Below are 20180 nucleotides of genomic sequence, written 5' to 3'. Positions count from 1 at the left end.
ATACTAAAGTGAAGCATTTATAAAAGGTAGGAGTGGATGGAGTTGGATCCTAGATTTAAAATTGCTCATCGGGAGGCGCTGATTGGAGTAGTGCTTGCGGTTGTCCATTTTTTGTGGTGGTTTGGTTTTGCTTATGGACTTGGCTCGAGACCCGTTGAGGAATATACATATATTCTTGGCTTTCCGGATTGGTTTTTTTATAGTTGTATTGTTGGATTTATTCTTGTAGCAATTACGGTAATGATTCTAGCGAAATATTTCTTAAAAGATGTTTCGTTTGAAGAAGAGGAGGATGAACTGTGAATATTGGTGTTATTATTCCTCTCATTATTTTTCTTGCCATTATTTTTTTCATCGGTTATTGGTCTAGTAAGAAGTTGGAGTCTTCGACAGGGGGATTTCTCCAAGAGTATTTCTTAGGTGGGCGGGAGCTAGGTGGTTTTGTTCTTGCTATGACGATGGTTGCTACTTATGGTAGTGCATCGAGCTTTTTAGGTGGACCGGGAACTGCATATACAATGGGCTTTGGATGGGTTTTACTTGCCATGACACAAGTCGTGACTGGTTATTTTGTATTGCTTATTTTAGGGAAAAAGTTTGCGATTTTAGCCAGGAAATATAATGCTATCACGTTAATTGATTTCCTTAAAGTACGATATAACAGTACGGTAGTTGTGTTGCTAGCAGCAGTAAGTATGATTATCTTTTTATTTTCCGCAATGACGGCACAATGGGTTGGTGGTGGTCGTTTAATAGAGTCGTTGACTGGTATGAAATATACAACCGCTTTATTTATTTTTGCTGTATCAGTACTTGTGTATGTTGTAATCGGTGGCTTCCGCGCAGTAGCTGTGACAGACGCTGTGCAAGGAGGAGTTATGGTCGTTGGTACGCTCATCCTATTAATCGCAGTTATCATCGCTGGCGGCGGCGTGCCGAATATTATGCAAGATCTACTTGCGGAAAATCCAAATCTTGTGACGCCATACGGCAATGAAGGAAATTTATCCGCTGCGTATGTGTCATCCTTTTGGATACTCGTAGGAGTTGGTGTTGTTGGGCTACCGCAAATGGCGGTGCGTGCCATGTCCTATAAAAACACCCGATCGATGCACCGTGCACTAGTGATCGGAACAATTGTCACTGGTTTTATTATGCTGAATATGCATCTAATCGGAATTTTCGCTCGCCCGATTTTACCTGGTGTGGAAGTGGCAGATACAGTAATTCCGCTTGTTGCCCTCAAGGTGCTACCTGCATGGCTTGCGGGGATTGTCTTGGCAGCGCCACTTGCGGCAATAATGTCGACGGTCGATTCACTTCTTATATTAGTTAGTTCTTCTATTGTAAAGGACGTTTATATTAATTATTTTAATACCGAAGCAAGCGAGAAAAAGGTGAAAAATTTAAGTTTTGGAGTGACAACACTTTTAGGGACGATAGTATTTTTATTTGCATTGAATCCTCCTGACTTACTTATTTTCTTAAATCTTTTTGCTTTCGGTGGACTTGAAGCTGCTTTTATTTGGCCAGTTGTTTTAGGGCTCTACTGGTCTTATGGCAATAAATACGGAGCGATACCATCGATGCTCACGGGAATTATCTCATATATTGCACTGCATTTTTATAATCAAGCAAATGGCAATCTATTCGGAGTGCATACTGTAGTGGTACCAGTAATATTATCATTAGTGGTATATGTAGTATTCAGTTTATTAATCAAAAAAACGAAATATATATTTTAATAAGGAGGTCCTCAGATGAAACAATGGAAAATTTACATAATGCTCGTCTTCGTCATGTTCGCCTGGGGAGCAAACCTACCGATACTCAAGTATTTGGTAACTGTAGTTCCTCCTGTTACGTTAACAGCGTTTCGAGTACTTACTGCAGGACTGGTAGTTCTTGCTATTTTGTGGCAAATGAAACTACTTCGAATGCCTACAAAACGGGAATGGAAATATGTCTTAATCGGGGCACTTACAAATGTAGTGCTCCATCATTATTTTCTAAATATAGGACTTTCCATCACAAGTGGGACACATGGAGGGCTAATATTAGGAACTGGTCCGATGTTGACAGCGATTTCCGGGGCAATTATTTTAAAATACTTTCCGTCGCGAGTTCAGTGGATGGGACTTGTGCTAGGACTTGCTGGAGTGAGTGTTTCTATATTAGTTGGTGGCGGTGAATCTAATGGGGCAAACATTGGTGACTTCTTCGTCTTTCTCGCAATTATTGCTCAAGTGCTTAGTTATATGGTTGTAAGCAAAGCTGCGAAAACGCTTGATCCAAGATTGCTTACGGCGTATATGATGCTAGTGGGCTCCGTTGTTCTAATGGTCATAAGCTTAGTGCAAGAGCCAGGAGGTATAACTGCTTTTTCTGAAACAACGCCATTTTTCTGGTACTTATTTTTAGCATCTGCCATTATTTCGACAGCCATTGGGCATCTTATTTATAATTATGCAGTTGGGAAAGCTGGCCCAACTAAATCGGCTATATTTATGAACCTAAATCCATTATTTTCTCTTATTCTTACTGCTATCTTCCTAGGAGAAATACTAAACATTCGACATATCCTCGGCCTTTTCTTAATAATAGCCGGCGTCCTATTAGGTTCCGGAGCTGCCGAAGATATATGGAATAAACGAAAAAAGCATATTTCATCTTAAGGTTATAAAAACAATAGATGAATAGTAAGATAAACGAATGCAAAATTCAAAAGCTGAATTTTACATTCGTTTTTCTATGTTATGGGTAAATATACTTCCCAATTTAGTATCCTTCTAAACACTAGCCCGTATTCCCTCGAATTAAACACCAGAACATTGCACCTGCGCAAGCTCGTCGCAGCACAAAACCATTGCACCTGCGCAAGCTCGTCGCAGCACAAAACCATTGCTCCTGCGCAAGCTCGTCGCAGCACAAAACCATTGCTCCTGCGCAAGCTCGTCGCAGCACAAAACCATTGCTCCTGCGCAAGCTCGTCGCAGAAAAACCATTGCTCTTGCGCAAGCTCGTCGCAGAAAAACCATTGCACCTGCGCAAGCACGTCGCAGAAAAACCCTTGCACCTGCGCAAGCACGTCGCAGAAAAACCCTTGCTCCTGCGCAAGCACGTCGCAGAAAAACCCTTGCTCCTGCGCAAGCACGTCGCAGAAAAACCAATGCACCTGCGCAAGCACGTCGCAGAAAAACCATTGGACCTGCGCAAGCACGTCGCAGAAAAACCATTGCTCCTGTGCAAGCACGTCGCAGAAAAGACCTTGCACCTGCGTAAGCACGCAGAAAAATAAGTGCTCCTGCTCTTTTGTTAAAAGTATGACTATGTTAGATGAAATTATGGATTTTGAAACATTTACTTGAATTGTAGGGGAAGGCGGCGACTCCAACGGAAAAAGCAATTTCAAGTCATAGAAGAAAATAATGGATTGATGGAACGAACGATGAAAGGGGTGATAAATTGATTGCAAAAGGAAACTTATCATCCAATTGGAATAAAAAATATTGCATAACAATTGCGCTAATTAGCATTTATGCATTCTTAGTATTTTCACTGCATACTAATGCGATGAGTATGGAAAAAAGCATTTATTACGTATCGGTAGATGGCAATGATTTAAATGATGGAAGTTTATCGGCTCCCTGGAAAACTATTCAAAAAGCTGCTGATACACTAAAACCGGGAGAATCCGTGTATGTCCGGAACGGCATTTATTCAGAATTTGTACGTATTACTAATTCCGGATCTAAAGAAGAGGGATATATTTCCTTTCAATCGTTTCCAGGCGAAAATCCAATTATAGATGGAAATAAGCTGGCGTTAACAAAAGGTGATATTGCATTATTTTATTTAGAAAATGTAAGTTACATAAAGATTGATGGATTCGAAGTAAGAAATCTAAGTACAAACGATTCTGATAAGTATCCTGCTGGGATACTAGTAAGTGAAGGCGGAAACCATATTCAATTATTAAATAACAATGTCCATCATATAAAAAATGGCACTAAAAAAGGAAACGCACACGGCATTCTTTTTTATGGTAATTCTTCACAACAAATAAGTGATATCACGATTGAAAAGAATGAAATACATCATTTAATACTAGGTAACAGTGAAGCACTTACACTTAGTGGAAATATTGATGGATTTACTATTTCACATAACAAAATCCATCATAACAATAATATTGGAATTGACGTAGCTGGGTTTTACGGTGCCTGTGAATCTAAATGTCGGGATCAAGTTAGGAACGGAACAATATCAAATAATGAAGTTTACAATAATAGCTCGGGAAAAAATTCAGCTTATGAAGGCAGCCATGCAGCAGCAGGTATATACGCGGATGGTTCAACAAAGATAACAATTGAAAGGAATTTAATCTATAACAATGACTTTGGAATTGAGTTGGCAAGCGAAAATTATGGTAAACAAACAAGTTATATCACTGTAAAGAATAATACTATTTTCAACAACAATGGTGCGGGAGTAATTAGCGGTGGAGCAAGCGATACAAATGGAGGAGCCTATAAAAATCTAATAACAAGTAATATTCTTATCTTTAATGATCAATTAGAGGAAGGTTATGGAGAAATAACCCTTCAATCAAATACAACAGAAAATCTATTTATAAATAACATCATTTACAGTAACAATGATGTAATTCAAATAAATGATTTAAAAGAAAATAGCAATTTATTTATAAACAATCGTATTTATTCATTTACAAAAGAGCCTTCTATAATCCAAAAAATGATAACCAAAATAAAGAGTTTGTTCGATGATCAAAAAAGTGAATGAAATAGAAAGGAAAATCGGATGAGAGTATTAATTACTGGTGGTTACGGTTTTATTGGTTCTCATGTAGCGGATAAGTATTACAAAGAAGGATATGAAGTTTTTATTATCGATGATATTTCTACTGGGAAAAAAGAAAATGTTTCGATTAAACATAAAAATTATGAGCTATCAGTGGATGATCCAAAATGCGAAGAAATTTTCAAGTCTTATCGATTTGATGTAGTTGTTCATTTAGCAGCGCAAGTTAGTGTTGCAAAATCAATCATAAATCCTAGAGAAGATTTAGAAACAAATGTTGTTGGCCTTGTTAATATCCTAACCCTTTCTCATAAGTATCAGGCAAAAAAGTTTATATTTGCTTCCTCCGCAGCGGTTTACGGGTTAAATGATCATCTCCCATTGAAAGAGGGGGAAGGGTGCAAACCTATCTCACCCTATGGAATAAGTAAATGGATGGGGGAGGAATACTGCCGAAAATGGAAGGAAATACATGATTTTAATAGTGTTTGTTTTCGTTTTTCGAATGTATATGGCCCGAGACAAAATAATGAAGGAGAAGGTGGTGTAATTTCCATCTTTCTCAATAATATTATTAACAACAAACCAATTGAACTCTATGGTGACGGAGAGCAAACACGAGATTTCATATACGTAGAAGATGTAGCGGATGCTATTTTTAGAACTTCAAACTCTAACATTGAGGGAATCTTTAATTTATCTACAAATAAAGAAAACAGTATTAATAATCTGTTATCCATGATGAAAAATATCCATGGAGAATTCGAGACAAAGACCTTCCTTGCTAGAGATGGTGATATTAACAAATCAGTATTAAGTAATCAAAAAGTGAAGGACGAATTAGATTGGAGTCCGATATACGATATGGAAACAGGACTAGAGCATACGTATAAGTGGGCGTTGGAGAAGCAAGCAGTGAAAGAAAAGACTAAAACGAATATTACATCTACGAAGAAGACTCCTACAATCTATAAAAATATCCAACCTTATCTTGAAAATGTAATAGCATTTTTATTTATTACTTGGCTTATATTAACTAACCAGGTGAGTTTTTTAACTTCAGTTGATGTTGAAATTTTTTACATCGTTGTTATAGGAGTTATTTACGGAAGCAGACAATCCATTATAGCGGTAGGATTATCTGTTGGTTTACTTTTAGTAGAAAAACTAATGGAGGGTAGAGAAATTGTTTCCTTATTATACGATACTTCTTTCTTTTTCCACATTGCCCTCTTTCTATTTGTAGGATTGGTAGTAGGTTATTCTACGCAACGAAAAAATAATATGCTAAATGAACAAAAGATAAAAATGGAAGAGCTAGATAACCAGTATACCTTTTTGAATGGAGTATTAAAGGAAGTTAGAGAAGTAAAAAAAGAGCTACAACTGCGTTTACTAAACAGCGGAGATAGTTATGGGAAAATCCATTCTATACTAAAAGAATTAGAGGCTTTAGAACCTGAAAAAGTGTTTACTAATACAGTAAAAGTTGTACAAACAATCATGAATGTAAAAGATGTTTCCATTTATGCTTTCAATAAAGATAATTCGTTTTTAAAACTGATAGTTCATGCAAGTGATTCAGAAATACCAAGAATGGAATCTTTAAAAGTAGATGAAGTTGATTATGTTCAAAATATATTAAAAACCGGAAAAGTATTTGTTAACAAACAACTACATTCAAATGCCCCATTGATGGCAGCACCAATTTATTATAATGAAAAAATTTCAGCAATTATTACGATAAATGGGCTCGATTTTGATAGTTTTTCACTATATCATGAAAACCTTTTTAAAGTGACTGCAGAATTAGTAGAGTCAGCTTTAGTAAGAGCATTCAGTTATATTGAAGCAACTGAAAACAATCGATATATTCCTAACACTCATATTTTGAATAATAGTGTATTTGAGGAAATTTTATCTTATAAGAGGGAAAGAAAAGAAAAGTATAATACTCCTTTCTTACTTTTAGAAGTATTTATGGATGGAAAATCATATACAGAGTTCTCAAAAGAGATTAAGATTCTTATTCGAGAAATGGACTATAAAGGTCAAAGTAAAAACAACAATATCCATGTGCTATTGTCCAATACAAACTTAAAAAATGGGAAAGTTGTTTTATCTAGATTTGAGAAACGAGGGATTAGATTCCAGTTAATAGAAGGAGATTTATAAAATGATATACATTTATATACTGTATATTATTTTATCTGCAATTTTACTTTTATTCCTCTCAGACAGGAATTTAAAAGAATGGTTGTTAAAAATGACGATCGTAACCTTTTTACCTATATTTGGATGGTTCATGCCTGTTATATGGCTCAAAAAGTTTATTGCTAATAGAGGAGATTTATTTGAGGCTTATATAAACACACAAGACGAGGATATTCTTTTAGAGCTATTAACAATGCAAGAAAAGGTAGAAAAAGAAAAAGAGCTTAACATTGTTCCGATTGAAGATGCTCTAGTAGTGAGCGATTTATCAACACGAAGAAAAGTAATGATTGATGTATTAAAAGAAGACACAATGCAATACATGGAAGTTATTAAAACAGCAGTTCTAAATGAAGACACAGAAACCTCTCACTATGCGGTAACTGCGGTGATGGAAATAAAGAGGAAATTATCTATATCATTACAACAACTCTCTGTTAAATTCGATCAAAATAAAAGTGATACTCACTTGTCTCAAGCTTATGCCCAGGTATTAAAGGAATATATGAGAAGCGGTTTTTTGGACAATCAAACACTAAGAAAATATAAATATATATATATTCAAGTTTTGAATCAACTCATTCGAAACGGTGAGGGAGTTGAGGAAACTTTTGGAGAAAAAATAAATACAGAAATAGAATTAAAAGAATATCTCGATGCAGAAGCTACATGCTTAGAATATTTAAGACAATATCCAGATTCGGAAAATTCTTATATTAATTTATTGAAGTTATATTACACAACAAAATCGACTATAAAAATGCAAAGTATACTGGATGAATTAAAAAAATCGACCATTACATTTTCCAATCGAGCACTAACTATTGTTAGGTATTGGTCGGGAGGATCTAATTATGAAATTAAAGAATAATTTCTCTAAAGAAATTTATATTATTATCCTTTTTGTATTACTCTTCGGTATATTGCTGCAGTTTTCACGTTCACAATTCGTATTGAAATTTCAGCATAACAAAAACTTAATCGAACAAAGAGATGAATTATTAGCAGACATTTCGCATGAGAACGATATAAAAATGAGTGGAAGCAACTACTGTGTTTTGTACAATGCTTTGGATGAATTTAGTAATGAAGTAAAAGACAATGCGGTTCAAACCCTTCAATATATGAAGAAAAGATCAACAGAAGTAAATGTTAATGTGAAAAAGGTTGATTTTGAGAAGTGTAATGTAATTATTCTAGCTACAGATAGTATAAAGAATATTGGAAGTTTTGAGGAAATTGAACAATATGTTTCTAAAGGCGGATATATCTTTTTTACTATTGCGTTAGACATAGATACAAATTACCAAATATTATATCGAAAATTTGGCATTTCCTCTTTTGGCAAATTGACGGATGCGAAAGGAATTCATTTGGTTAAGAATGTGTTGATTGGTGAAAAAGAACTTCTTATAGATGATGAATTTATCCACAATACTGCAGTAAGCGTCGCCCTGGATGAAGGTGTAGAGTTACTAGCTGAGGATGCAGATAACACACCTTTATTATGGAAAAAAGAATACGGAAAAGGTGCATTTATGACTTTTAACGGAACGATGCTAGAAGAAAAGATAAATCGTGGTTTTTTTGCAGGGGCATTAAGTTTATTGGAACCAAATTTTATATATCCCATTTTTAATTTCAAAGTATTTTTTATCGACGATTTCCCGGCACCAATCGTAAAAGGAACTATTCCAATCATTTATGAGAATTATAAGCTTGATACGCCATCTTTTTTTCAAGAAATATGGTGGCCAAATATGCTGAAAACTTCGAAGAACTTTGACATGAATTATACTGGAGCAATTATTGAATCATACAACAATCGAATAGAGCCTTCTTTTAGTAATCCTGAAGATAAAGATAGTCATTATCTAATTTCATATGGTCGTGAGCTTATTAAAAGTGGTGGAGAGTTAGGCTTCCATGGCTACAATCACCAATCATTTGTTCTTGACCAAGAAATATCTACCCAATTTGGTTATCGAGAGTGGAAAAACGAGGAAGACATGTCCGAATCGATAGAGGAGTTACTTTCTTATACGAAGAGCGCATTTCCAGGATACAAAGTTACCTCATATGTGCCGCCTTCCAATGTTCTATCGAAAGAAGGTAGAGAAGCGATGAAAAAGATATGGCCAGACTTAACTGTCATCTCCTCACTATATGGGGAGGATGAAAATGCCGTAGCTTATGTACAAGAATTCGAAATAGCTAAAGATGGGATTATTGAAATGCCTCGAATCACTTCTGGTTATTTTGAAATAGAGTACAATCGGTGGGCGGAAGCAAATACTATGACAGGATTAGGGGTTTTTTCTCATTTTGTCCATCCTGATGATGTAATAAGTGAGGACCGAAGTAATAATATGAGCTGGGAACAAAATTATACTTTATTCAATAAATATATGTCTCGCGTGCAAACGACATATCCATGGGTACGTGCGATGACTGCTACAGAAGCTGCTCTAGATATGGCAACAAACCTTCAGTCACAAGTGAGTTGGAAAACCGATGGAGATGGTATGGAAGGGGCTATAACCAATTACAAATCGGAAACTTTTTATATTTTGCGTACAGAAAGAAAAATTGGAAGACTCCTCAATTGTTCTGTTAAGAAAATCGATGAAAATACTTACCTTGTAACAGCAAACCAATCTAGATTCAAAATAGATTTCGAGGGGGCATAAAATGAGAATTTGCTTGATAGCGGAAGGGTCCTATCCATATGTCACAGGGGGCGTATCAAGCTGGATTCATAGTCTTATTACAGAGATGCAAGAACATGAATTCATAGTGTATGCAATTGGAGCTGAGACAAAACAAAAAGGAATATTTCGTTATGAGCTACCTTCCAATTTAATTGAAGTGAAAGAAATGTTTCTAGATGAATATTTGTTTGAAGAGAAACGGTGGGGAAAGAGATACGATCTTACTTCAAAAGAAAGAGATAATCTCGTATCGCTTGTAAGTGGAAGTAATGATGTAAATTGGAACGAATTATTTGATTTAATCAGAAGTGAAAAATTTGAAAATGTTGGTGAGTTTTTGTCTAGCAAAGATTACTTTGATCTTGTGGAGTATCTAGGGAAAAACGAATATAGTCAAGTTCCTTTTACGGAATTATTCTGGACAGTTAATTCCATGATATTACCACTGTTTTTAACCATTCGTCATGATGTTCCAAAAGCAGATGTATATCATTCCGTTTCTACAGGATATGCAGGAGTAGTAGGAACGCTTGCTAAGCATTTACACAACAAGCCTCTTTTACTAACGGAACATGGTATTTATTCTCGTGAAAGAGAAGAAGAAATTATTAAGGCAGATTGGGTCAAAGGATATTTTAAAGATTTATGGATTAACTATTTTTACACTCTGTCGAATTCCATCTATGAAGCTGCCGATCAAGTGATTACTTTGTTTAATAGAAACAAAGAAATAGAAGTGGAATTAGGGTGTGCAGAAGAAAAAATTATTATTATTCCAAACGGGGTAGATGTTTTTAATTATAACAATCTTTTGAAGTCTCCGGATGATGGCATTATCAGAATAGGAGCCATTGTCCGAGTTGTCCCAATTAAAGACATTAAAACCATGATCCAAAGTTTTGAGTTAGTAGAAAAAGAAGTACTAAATGTAGAGTTGTATATTATAGGGCCAACTGAAGAAGATGATATTTACTATAAAGAATGTCTGCAGTTAATAGAAGGTTTAGGTGTTCAACATATTACCTTTACAGGAATGGTACAGGTAAAAGATTATTTAGGTCAAATGGACATTCTAATGTTAACAAGTATTAGTGAAGGACAGCCTCTTGCAATTTTAGAAGGACTTGCAAGTTCAAAGCCTTTTGTGTCTACAAATGTCGGTGGTTGCAAAGAATTAATCAATGGTAAACCGGAAGATGAATACGGAATAGCAGGGTTTATTGCTCCAGTCATGCATTATGAAGAAATAGCAAAGTACGTAATTCAGTTATGTAAAGACAAAGAATTAAGGAGAAAAATGGGCGAAAATGGATATAACCGAGTGAAAAATGATTATAAACGTAGTGAATTTATCGCAAGTTATCGGAAATTGTATCAATTGTTAGGAGGGTAAAAGAGTATGGCAGGTATAGGTTTTGAACTTCGAAAATTATATAGAGAAGAGGGTATTGTTCAAAATATTAAAGCTTATGCGTATTCTTCCATGACTACGATTGGTCCATTGGTTTTATGTATATTTTTAGTGTTTATTCAACAAAAAATGATGTTATCAAATGGAAGTCGATTTTTAGATAATGAATTATTCATATCAACTATGACATACTGTTTCATTTTTTCTATCATTTTGACTTCTGGACTTTCAATGATATTAACAAGATTCATTGCGGACATGATTTACCAAAAAAAATATAAAGAAATTATCACTTCTTTTTACGGTGCTTTAATTATTGTTCTTCCGATTGGAGGTATTATTACCGGACTTTTCCTATATGGAGTGGAAGAAAATTTAGGCTACAAAATCGCCGCTTATTTGTTTTTTATAGAACTTGTAATTATTTGGATTCAAAGTGTTTATTTATCCGCACTGAAAGATTATAAAAGGATTGTCCGAGGCTTTTCTATTGGAGTAATGGCTTCTATTTTTGTCAGTTATCTGTTATTTAATTTAACTACGTTTAACCAAACGACAATCGCTTTAATAGGTATGGATATAGGTTTTGCTATTATTGTGGCTATGTCGATGTACCATTTTGAACAGGTATTTCCTCGAAATACAGAGAGGAATTACTTTTCTTTTGTACACTACTTTCGAAAATATCCATCTGTCTTTTTTAGTGGCCTATTTATATACGCAACTGTGTATGTTCATAACTTTGTCTATTGGTTCTTCTCAAACGATAGATTATTAGTATCGGAGAGATTCCGACTGATGCCTTTCTACGATTTACCAGTATTTTATGCATATATTTCTGTTGTACCTTCACTAGTTATTTTTGTCGTAATAGTAGAAACGGATTTTTACGAACGATTTCTAATTTATTATAAGAATGTATTAGATGGTGGTACATATAAAAGCATGAATATTGCAAAGCAAAAAATGCAAAGTGTATTGTTAGAACGCATCAGTTTCTTAGTAGAAGTACAGCTTCTATTTACTGCATTATCGATTGCAATAGGGATAAATTATTTACCGAAGATCGGATTTTCGATGGAGCAAATGGATTTATTTATTCTATTATGTCTAGGTTATTTTTTCTTTATTATTACGTTTGTATTAATTCATGGGCTCATGTATTTTGATGACCGAAAAGGTGTTTTAATGATTAGTTCATTGTTTTTTGGTTTAAATGGAGTTTTGTCTTTTATAACGATGAAGCTAGAGATAAATGGTTTAGGAATGTTCATTGCTTCATTCGCTATACTTCTAATAACGATTGCAAGAATGTTGTATATTCTTTCTAATATTGATTATTATACGTTTTGTTCTCAACCATTAAGTAAGGAAAGAAAACTGAAAAAAATAAAACTCCCTTTTTCTAAATCTTTTACAACAATGGCAATAGTTTTGACTTCTAGCATCATTCTATCTGGCTGTATAAACAAAGAAGAACAGGAAGTTATCGATCATATAGAACCTAAAATTGTGGTGGAGAATTCTACTAGTAATGATAAATTAGTAGAAGATAAAAGACTGTACGAAAAAGACGAGGATGATTCTATAAAGTCACTGTATATCACCATTTTACCAAATGCGTCTAAAGATAAAGTAGATTGGTACGGATTAAATCGAATAATGGATCGGTATAGCAATGAAAAACTAGACATCATTTTTTCGGAAGGTACAGAAGATGGAACTGGTCCAAAAGAAGGAATGTTTGGATACGGTGATTTGGATGCAAACGCCAAAATTAGTTTAAGGGGAAACACTTCCCGCAATGCTCCTCAGAAATCATACAAAATAAAATTATTTGATAATGCAGGCTTATGGCAAAATCAACGAGTCATTAATTTAAATAAACATATCGGTGATTTAAGTAGAATTAGAAATAAATTAAGTTTTGATTTGATGGAAAAAATACCTAATTTAACAAGCCTGCGCACTCAATTTGTGCACTTATATGTAAAAGACCTGACAGCTGGAAGTAAAACAACTTACGAAGATTACGGGTTATATACACAAGTAGAACAACCTAACGAAATGTTTTTAAAAAATCACTGGTTAGATCCTAGTGGAAATCTGTACAAAGTTACCTTTTTTGAATATGATCGTTATCCAGATCAAATAAAATCTCAAACAAATCCAACTTACGATAAAGAGAAATTTGAAACTATTTTGGAGATAAAAGGAAGAGAAGAACACGACAAATTAATAGCAATGTTGGATGACGTAAATAATATGGATATTCCAATTGAAGAAGTGATGGAAAAACATTTTGACTTAGACAATTTTTTGACTTGGACCGCCTTGAATATATTAATGGACAACATGGATACGGACGCTAGCAATTTCTATTTGTACTCTCCGCTAAACTCGGAAAAATGGTTTATTCTACCATGGGACTATGACGGGGGTTGGGAGCTTCAAAGGGAAGAACTTTCAATAAGACCTTATCAAGCTGGAATAAGTAACTACTGGGGAAGTATTTTGCATAATCGATATTTCCGCAATAAAAAAAATGTTCAACAACTGATTGATAAAGTGGAAGAACTCTCTCGAGTTATTAATGCAGAAACCGTAGAACATCAGTTAAATAAATACGCGGATGTCGTGAAACCTTTTCTCTTTAGAGAACCTGATATAAAATATTTACCTAGTTTGAATACTTCGTTTGAAAGCGAATTACAACAGATAAAGGATACGCCTAAAAGAGCGAAGCAAAGATTTTATGAAGACCTTGAGAAGCCAAAGCCTTTTTATATGGACGATGTCAATGAAAATGAAACAGAACTTTTGTTTTCTTGGCAAATTTCATATGACCTTCAAGAGGATGACCTCTTTTACACTGTGACGGTGGCTCGTGATCCTTTATTTACAGATATTTTGGTAGAGAAAAAAGATATACGTGAAAATGAATTCACAATGAAAAAACCTCCACAAGGGAAGTATTTCTGGAAAGTCACTGTAGAAGACATAAATGGAAATAAACAAACCTCATATGAGATGTATATGGATGAAGAAGGAACATTCACTTTTGGAATTAAAGATTTTGAGGTGGAGTAAGATGAATTTTCATGAGAAAAAATTCAGACATGAAATGAAATACTATGTGAATGTATTTGACTATCTTGCGCTGCGTCAAAAAATTTCATCCTTCCTTACGCTAGATAAAAATTCGATTAATGCAGATGGATATGGCATACGTAGTTTGTATTTTGATGGTATCCAACATCATTCTCTGTATGATAAAAATAATGGAGTTTTTCAAAGAGAAAAATATCGAATCCGTATTTATAACGGAAGTGATCAAGTAATTAGTTTAGAGAGAAAAAGTAAATATGGAGATTTTATTTGCAAAGAATCAGCCCCTCTTACTTATCTAGAATATAGAGCCATATTAGATGGAGACGCAGATGTGATGGCAAATAAGACTCACCCTCTATTGGTCGATTTTTATGCAGCATTAAAATACAGAGGTTTTCTCCCAAAAGTAATAGTGGATTATATTAGGGAAGCGTACATTTACGAGCATGGAAATGTTCGTATAACGTTTGATAAACGATTAGCCGCTGGAGTAAACGGAATTGATTTGTTTAACGCAAATTTGATATATGAAGAAATGCTACTTCCAGAACAAACAATATTGGAAGTAAAATTCGACCAATTTCTGCCGGATAGTATTCGCCAAATTGTCCAACCAGAAAAAATAGTGCGTTCCGCTATTTCGAAGTACATCATCTGTAGAGAACTAAACATTAAGTACTTTAAACAATAGCTCTTACTTTTTAGTTAGGAGAGAAATAATGGATAAAACAGTTGGTTTCCAGGATATCATCAAAAAAAGTGTGCTCCACCTTGAAGTATTTCGAAGTGTGTCTTATCTAGATATATTTTTAGGATTGAGTTGTTCCTTCGCAATCGGGATGTTCATCTATTGGATTTATAAAAGATACTTTCGCGGAGTTGTCTATAGCTATAATTATAATGTGTCCTTTGTATTGATGACCATGATCACAACCCTTATCATTATGACAATTAGTACAAATATCATCCTATCACTAGGAATGGTAGGTGCACTCAGTATTGTCCGATTTAGAACAGCTGTAAAAGATCCCCTTGATATAGTTTACATGTTTTGGGCAATTGCAGTTGGGATTGCAACAGGTGCTAAAATATATCCATTAGCATTAATCGGTTCTTTAGTAATTGGCGCAACCTTAGCATGGCTTTCAAAAAAGAAAACAAAACATCAAGCTTACCTACTGATCATTCGACATACAGATGAAGCAACATATGATCTAAGAGTTCAACTAAGAAAACTAGAGGCAAAACTGAAATCGAAATCAATAAGAAATAATTACATCGAACAAACCGTCGAAATAAACTTAAGAGACGACAATACTGCATTCATGAAAACCATCGATGACATAAACGGAGTAATAGAATGCTCGCTTGTCAACTACACAGGTGACTACGCACAATAATCGATTGCCTATATTACAGAAATGTTACCGGTGCCTGGCACCGGTAACATTCATTGTGAACGAGAGGAATCCCTCTGCCAACGAGAGCAATCCCTCCGCTAACGAGAGGAATCCGCTTGAACGAGAGCAATCACCTTCTGAACGAGAGGAATCGCATTATGAACGAGAGTAATCCCTTGTCAACGAGAGCAACCGCCTCTGAACGAGAGCAACCGCCTCTGAACGAGAGCAATCCCTCTGCCAACGAGAGCAATCCGCTTGAACGAGAGTAATCACCTCCCGAACGAGAGGAATCGCATTATGAACGAGAGGAATCCCTTGTCAACGAGAGCAATCCCTCTGCCAACGAGAGCAACCGCCTCTGAACGAGAGCAATCACCTCGCGAACGAGAGCTTTCCCACCTCAAACGAGAGCACCCACCTCATGAGCGAGAGCATTCCCACCCCGAACGAGAGCACCCACCCCCCAGCCAAGTGCAACCCTCTTGCAAACAAGAACAACGACAAAAAGACCCCCCCTACAAACACTCATCCTACAACCCATTCATAACTTTTTTAAAAACTTTTCCCACGACCCCCATAAACTCCACCCAACAAAACGAATAATATAGTGTCCGGAAAAATTGAGGGCAAAATCTAATTCGAGGTGATTTGATGAAGTGGAAGAAAACAGGAGCAGCATTACTTGTTACTACTTTAACTGTAACAAGTGCCGGATATGCGTTCGCAAATAATCAGTTATTTGATACGGTTGATTTAAGTAAATTGAGTCAAAAACCTGCAACCAGTCCAGTAGTTACAACAGTTTCTCAGAAACCAGTTACTCCTTCTAAGACAACTGTAGAAGCGAAGACGACCAATCAAACAAACAATCTACAAGAAAATGGGCTACCTAAGATTCCAGCAGATTACCCATACGACAATTTAAAGGGCTTATACAAAGCATATGAAAATGTACAAAATCCAAAAACAAAAGAAGAGATCAAGCTTAAAATCCAGAATCTAATTGCAAAGTACGAAGCGGCAAAAGAATACAAGAATGATGAAGCCAAAGAACAAGCGAAAAAACTGGAAGAATTAAAAAAAGAAGCTATTAAAAAACAGCATGAAGTAAAAAAAGAAGTGCATAAAGAACAAAAAGAAACAGAGAAAAAATTACGTAAAGCGGAACAAGAACTACGGAAAGAACAGAAAGAAAAGGAAAAAGAATTACACAAATCTGAAAAGCACCAGCACAAACATCACGAAAAGAATAAGCACAAAAACAATAATGACAAAAATTAATCATGTGTAAAATATAACCGCTTTTCATTCTTAATTTAGCCAGGTACAATTAAAGGCTAAGGAAAAAATGAAAACGGGAGGGTATGTATGCTTTTGTCCATTATTCAAGGAATTCTCAAAACAAAACAAAACACAAAACAAAAAACAAAACAAAAACAAATAACGACAGAACTTGCTCAAAAGGCAAAAGCTGGTAATCAGGAGGTTTTAAATGACCTCCTTTTTGCCTTTACCCCATTTATGAAAAAAACTGCTTCATTTGTTTGTAAAAGACCCATTGATCAACATGATGAGGAATTTAGTGTGGCCATGAACGGATTTCACGAAGCTATAATGAGCTTTAATCCAAAAGAAACAGCTTCCTTGCAAACCTATGCACATTTAATAATAAAGAGACGCATCATTGACTATATTCGAAAAGAATCCGCACGAAAAGAAAAGGTTTTACTCATACATACGTTGAAAGAAGATGCTTCAACTGAGCATCAACAATTATTCGACGAGCAAGCAATTCATACTTATACCATAGAACAACAAGCAGAAGCCAGAAGAGAAGAGATAATCCGCTACACCCATTTAATGCGGAAGTTTGGTTTATCTTTTGAAGAGCTAACAAAAGCAGCACCAAAACATGCGGATGCTAGAAGAACAGCATTTCAAACTGCACAGATTATAGCAGAAACAGAAGAATTCTATGATTACTTAATAAATAATAAACGACTACCATTGAAAGAAATCGAAGAAATCGTCGAGGTATCTCGAAAAACACTTGAACGGCAAAGAAAATATATAATTGCCGTTGTCCTATTATTAAAAAGTGACTTCGTTTATATAAAAGAATATGTCAAAGGGGAAATCGTATGATGCGCGTATATAAAGGCATTGTTTGCGAAAAGAAAAATAAATATAGCGTTTTCATTACGAAAGAAGGCGAATTTCTCCGCGGAACTCCTATAGGAACGAATCCCGAAATAGGAGAAGAAGCGCACTTTCACTTATTTGAGGCTACCACCCAACGTAGAAAGTGGTTAAAACCCTCCATATTAGGACCAGTTCTTGTAGCAGCAATCCTTTTCATATTTGTCGTCGTATCATTCATACCTAATCCAGAAAAAGCTTTGGCCTTTGTTCAACTAAACGGAAGAAGCGCAGTAGAGTTAGGGGTAAATAAAAACGGTCTAGTAGTGACCCTACGTTCATTAACTGAAACTCCAATTGAGTTAGATGATTGGGAAGGACATCCATTTGACTTCGTGCTTGAAAAAGCGATAAAGCAAATGAGCCCAGTTTCCAAACAACTAGCGATAACGACTGTATACGAAAATAAAAAACATTCAGTCGATATGAGAGAAATGATTGAAAATGCAGTAGAAGAAATTAATAATGAGCATAAGGAAAAAGTTCTCCTAATAAAAGAAAGTACCGTGGAAGAACGAAACGAAGCCAACAAACAAAACACCTCTATTCAAAAGCTCAAACATAAAGAACATCAAATAAATACCGAAAGAAAAAAACTCGACACCTATATAAAAGATTCAAATAAAAATAATAATAATCCAAAAGAAAATAACAAGGATAAATACACACCATCCAAAGAAAAGAAAGAAAATAAAAATGAATCCAATGAAAAAACAAAAGAACAACAATTAAAAGAACAAGCAAAAATGAAAGAACAATTAGAAAAACAAAAAGAGAAACAAACAAAAGAACAAGAAAAACAACAAGAAAATCTTATAAAAGATAAAGAAAAAGCAGAGAAAGAAAAGGAAAAAGAAAGAGAGAAAGAGAGAGAAAAAGCAGAAAAAGAACAAAAGAAAGAACAAAAGAAAGAACAAAAGAAAGAACAAAAGAAACAAGAAGAGCAACAAAAAGAGAAACAAAAAGAGAAACACAAAGAAAAAGAGAAGGAAGAAAAACATCAAGATCAGGACAACCAAGGCGAAGATGACTAAATAAAATAACACCAACCATCAAAGAGCAACCCTCAAAAGTTCGCTCTTTTTTTGTTACAGAATTATTACTGGTGCCTGGCACCAGTAATAATTCTGTAACAAAAGCGCTGGAGGCATTTGTTCGGAACTTCTTTTCAATTAAATAAAAAACAAAAATAAATAAAAATACAGTTGACTTTATAAATATGCAATTATATAATAATCTCTAACTTAACGAAGAGGTGAATGGGATGAAAGTTGGAATTATCGGTGCAACAGGTTATGGAGGTCTGGAACTAATTAGATTGCTGCATAACCATCCTGAAGTCAAAAATATTGATCTATTCACTTCTTCCGATGTAGGAAACATCTTTTCGAATAAATATACACATTTACTGAATATCCATGACGTGCCACTTCTTAAAATTGATCAAGAAAAACTTGCAGATAACGATGTGATTTTCACAAGTACACCTTCTGGAATTTCAAGCGAGTTGCTCCCATCTTTAATAGGAATCGGCCCGAAGCTCATCGATTTGTCAGGAGATTTCCGTCTCAAAGACCCAGCTCAATATGAACTTTGGTACAAAAAAACATCAGCTCCCGCACAAGTAATCGACAAAAGCGTCTACGGTTTAACAGAATGGAACGCAGAAGCGATCAAAAAGGCAGACATAATTGCAAACCCTGGGTGTTATCCAACTGCAGCCTTACTCTCACTACTCCCGCTCATCAAAGAAAACTTAATCGACGTAACAGAACTCATTATCGATGCAAAAAGCGGAATCTCAGGCTCAGGAAACAAACCAACACAAATGACGCATTTCTGCGAAACGAATGAAAATACAGCCATTTACAAATTACATCAACACCAACATATACCGGAAATCGAGCAAGCAATCGAAACCTTTGCAAACCAATCAACACCGATTACGTTCACGACACATCTTGTGCCGATGACAAGAGGGATTCTCACAACGAGCTATGCCCCAGTTAACGAAGGCATAACAGAAAAAGATCTAACAGATGCGCTACAAGAAACATACGCAAATCAACCATTTGTAAGGATTATCAAACAAACCGACAAATTCGGAACAAACCAAGTATACGGATCAAACTTCTGCGACATTCATGTCAAAGTAGATCCGCGCACAAACCGCGCGACCATTGTCTCTGTCATTGACAATTTAGTCAAAGGCGCAGCTGGCCAAGCAATTCAGAACATGAACGTCCAATTCAATCTAAATCAAACAACAGGTCTCACGCTCGTCCCTTTATTTATATAAATCTAGGAGGA

At 35.2% G+C, this 20180-nt stretch carries 16 protein-coding genes; all 16 read left to right on the top strand.

Annotated features, from left to right (window positions below; genetic code table 11):
• Window positions 1-36: 36 nt before the first annotated feature.
• The 16 genes from ACTSKG_RS08900 (at window position 37) to argC (ending at window position 20169) form a co-directional block, all read left to right on the top strand.
• The gene (locus ACTSKG_RS08900; RefSeq protein WP_464757826.1) at window positions 37-303 is read left to right on the top strand and encodes a YhdT family protein; all 267 of its coding nucleotides are present in this window, start codon (window positions 37-39) and stop codon (window positions 301-303) included.
• Window positions 300-1745, top strand: a complete 1446-nt coding sequence (gene panF, locus ACTSKG_RS08895) for a sodium/pantothenate symporter (protein WP_464757825.1) — start codon at window positions 300-302, stop codon at window positions 1743-1745. Before ACTSKG_RS08900 ends, panF begins: the two co-directional genes overlap by 4 nt.
• Before the next feature lie 15 nt (window positions 1746-1760).
• Window positions 1761-2675 (top strand): DMT family transporter, encoded by a 915-nt coding sequence (locus ACTSKG_RS08890; RefSeq protein WP_464757824.1) that lies wholly within the window; start codon window positions 1761-1763, stop codon window positions 2673-2675.
• Between the two features lie 191 nt (window positions 2676-2866).
• A complete protein-coding gene (locus tag ACTSKG_RS08885) occupies window positions 2867-3298 on the top strand; it encodes a hypothetical protein (protein ID WP_464757823.1) in 432 nt (143 codons plus the stop codon).
• A gap of 167 nt (window positions 3299-3465) precedes the next feature.
• Window positions 3466-4803 carry a right-handed parallel beta-helix repeat-containing protein gene (locus tag ACTSKG_RS08880; RefSeq protein ID WP_464757822.1) on the top strand — a complete coding sequence of 446 codons (1338 nt, stop codon included), beginning with the start codon at window positions 3466-3468 and terminating at the stop codon, window positions 4801-4803.
• An 18-nt stretch (window positions 4804-4821) separates the two neighbouring features.
• Window positions 4822-6996 carry an NAD-dependent epimerase/dehydratase family protein gene (locus ACTSKG_RS08875; RefSeq protein ID WP_464757821.1) on the top strand — a complete coding sequence of 725 codons (2175 nt, stop codon included), beginning with the start codon at window positions 4822-4824 and terminating at the stop codon, window positions 6994-6996.
• A 1-nt stretch (window position 6997) separates the two neighbouring features.
• Window positions 6998-7906, top strand: a complete 909-nt coding sequence (locus ACTSKG_RS08870; RefSeq protein ID WP_464757820.1) for a hypothetical protein — start codon at window positions 6998-7000, stop codon at window positions 7904-7906.
• Window positions 7890-9725: a DUF2194 domain-containing protein gene (locus ACTSKG_RS08865; RefSeq protein ID WP_464757819.1), complete on the top strand. Its 1836-nt coding sequence runs from the start codon at window positions 7890-7892 to the stop codon at window positions 9723-9725. Before ACTSKG_RS08870 ends, ACTSKG_RS08865 begins: the two co-directional genes overlap by 17 nt.
• 1 nt (window position 9726) lies before the next feature.
• Window positions 9727-11139 carry a GT4 family glycosyltransferase PelF gene (gene pelF / locus ACTSKG_RS08860; protein WP_464757818.1) on the top strand — a complete coding sequence of 471 codons (1413 nt, stop codon included), beginning with the start codon at window positions 9727-9729 and terminating at the stop codon, window positions 11137-11139.
• A gap of 6 nt (window positions 11140-11145) precedes the next feature.
• Window positions 11146-14247, top strand: coding sequence for an exopolysaccharide Pel transporter PelG (pelG, locus tag ACTSKG_RS08855; RefSeq protein WP_464757817.1), 3102 nt, complete (start codon window positions 11146-11148; stop codon window positions 14245-14247).
• A gap of 1 nt (window position 14248) precedes the next feature.
• On the top strand, window positions 14249-14959 hold the full coding sequence (locus tag ACTSKG_RS08850; protein WP_464757816.1) for a polyphosphate polymerase domain-containing protein: 711 nt from the start codon (window positions 14249-14251) through the stop codon (window positions 14957-14959).
• Window positions 14960-14987: 28 nt separating this feature from the next.
• Window positions 14988-15668 (top strand): DUF4956 domain-containing protein, encoded by a 681-nt coding sequence (locus ACTSKG_RS08845; RefSeq protein ID WP_464757815.1) that lies wholly within the window; start codon window positions 14988-14990, stop codon window positions 15666-15668.
• Window positions 15669-16322: 654 nt separating this feature from the next.
• A complete protein-coding gene (locus ACTSKG_RS08840) occupies window positions 16323-16952 on the top strand; it encodes a hypothetical protein (protein ID WP_464757814.1) in 630 nt (209 codons plus the stop codon).
• A gap of 87 nt (window positions 16953-17039) precedes the next feature.
• A complete protein-coding gene (sigI, locus tag ACTSKG_RS08835) occupies window positions 17040-17816 on the top strand; it encodes an RNA polymerase sigma-I factor (protein ID WP_464757813.1) in 777 nt (258 codons plus the stop codon).
• Window positions 17813-18904, top strand: coding sequence for an anti-sigma factor domain-containing protein (locus ACTSKG_RS08830; RefSeq protein WP_464757812.1), 1092 nt, complete (start codon window positions 17813-17815; stop codon window positions 18902-18904). Before sigI ends, ACTSKG_RS08830 begins: the two co-directional genes overlap by 4 nt.
• A gap of 230 nt (window positions 18905-19134) precedes the next feature.
• The gene (gene argC, locus ACTSKG_RS08825; protein ID WP_464757811.1) at window positions 19135-20169 is read left to right on the top strand and encodes an N-acetyl-gamma-glutamyl-phosphate reductase; all 1035 of its coding nucleotides are present in this window, start codon (window positions 19135-19137) and stop codon (window positions 20167-20169) included.
• The last annotated feature ends 11 nt before the right edge of the window (window positions 20170-20180 follow it).

It is taken from the genome of Psychrobacillus syltrankelensis (genome assembly GCF_055454035.1).
Note: the sequence above shows the minus strand (reverse complement) of the source record. Positions and strands in the feature narration are given on the sequence as shown.

Bases quoted from the DNA above. Each gene is read 5' to 3' on its own strand.
- ACTSKG_RS08900 (WP_464757826.1), top strand. From the start codon at position 37: ATGGAGTTGGATCCTAGATTTAAAATTGCTCATCGGGAGGCGCTGATT.
- ACTSKG_RS08890 (WP_464757824.1), top strand. From the start codon at position 1,761: ATGAAACAATGGAAAATTTACATAATGCTCGTCTTCGTCATGTTCGCC.
- ACTSKG_RS08875 (WP_464757821.1), top strand. From the start codon at position 4,822: ATGAGAGTATTAATTACTGGTGGTTACGGTTTTATTGGTTCTCATGTA.
- ACTSKG_RS08870 (WP_464757820.1), top strand. From the start codon at position 6,998: ATGATATACATTTATATACTGTATATTATTTTATCTGCAATTTTACTT.
- ACTSKG_RS08865 (WP_464757819.1), top strand. From the start codon at position 7,890: ATGAAATTAAAGAATAATTTCTCTAAAGAAATTTATATTATTATCCTT.
- pelF (WP_464757818.1), top strand. From the start codon at position 9,727: ATGAGAATTTGCTTGATAGCGGAAGGGTCCTATCCATATGTCACAGGG.
- pelG (WP_464757817.1), top strand. From the start codon at position 11,146: ATGGCAGGTATAGGTTTTGAACTTCGAAAATTATATAGAGAAGAGGGT.
- ACTSKG_RS08850 (WP_464757816.1), top strand. From the start codon at position 14,249: ATGAATTTTCATGAGAAAAAATTCAGACATGAAATGAAATACTATGTG.
- ACTSKG_RS08845 (WP_464757815.1), top strand. From the start codon at position 14,988: ATGGATAAAACAGTTGGTTTCCAGGATATCATCAAAAAAAGTGTGCTC.
- ACTSKG_RS08840 (WP_464757814.1), top strand. From the start codon at position 16,323: ATGAAGTGGAAGAAAACAGGAGCAGCATTACTTGTTACTACTTTAACT.
- sigI (WP_464757813.1), top strand. From the start codon at position 17,040: ATGCTTTTGTCCATTATTCAAGGAATTCTCAAAACAAAACAAAACACA.
- ACTSKG_RS08830 (WP_464757812.1), top strand. From the start codon at position 17,813: ATGATGCGCGTATATAAAGGCATTGTTTGCGAAAAGAAAAATAAATAT.
- argC (WP_464757811.1), top strand. From the start codon at position 19,135: ATGAAAGTTGGAATTATCGGTGCAACAGGTTATGGAGGTCTGGAACTA.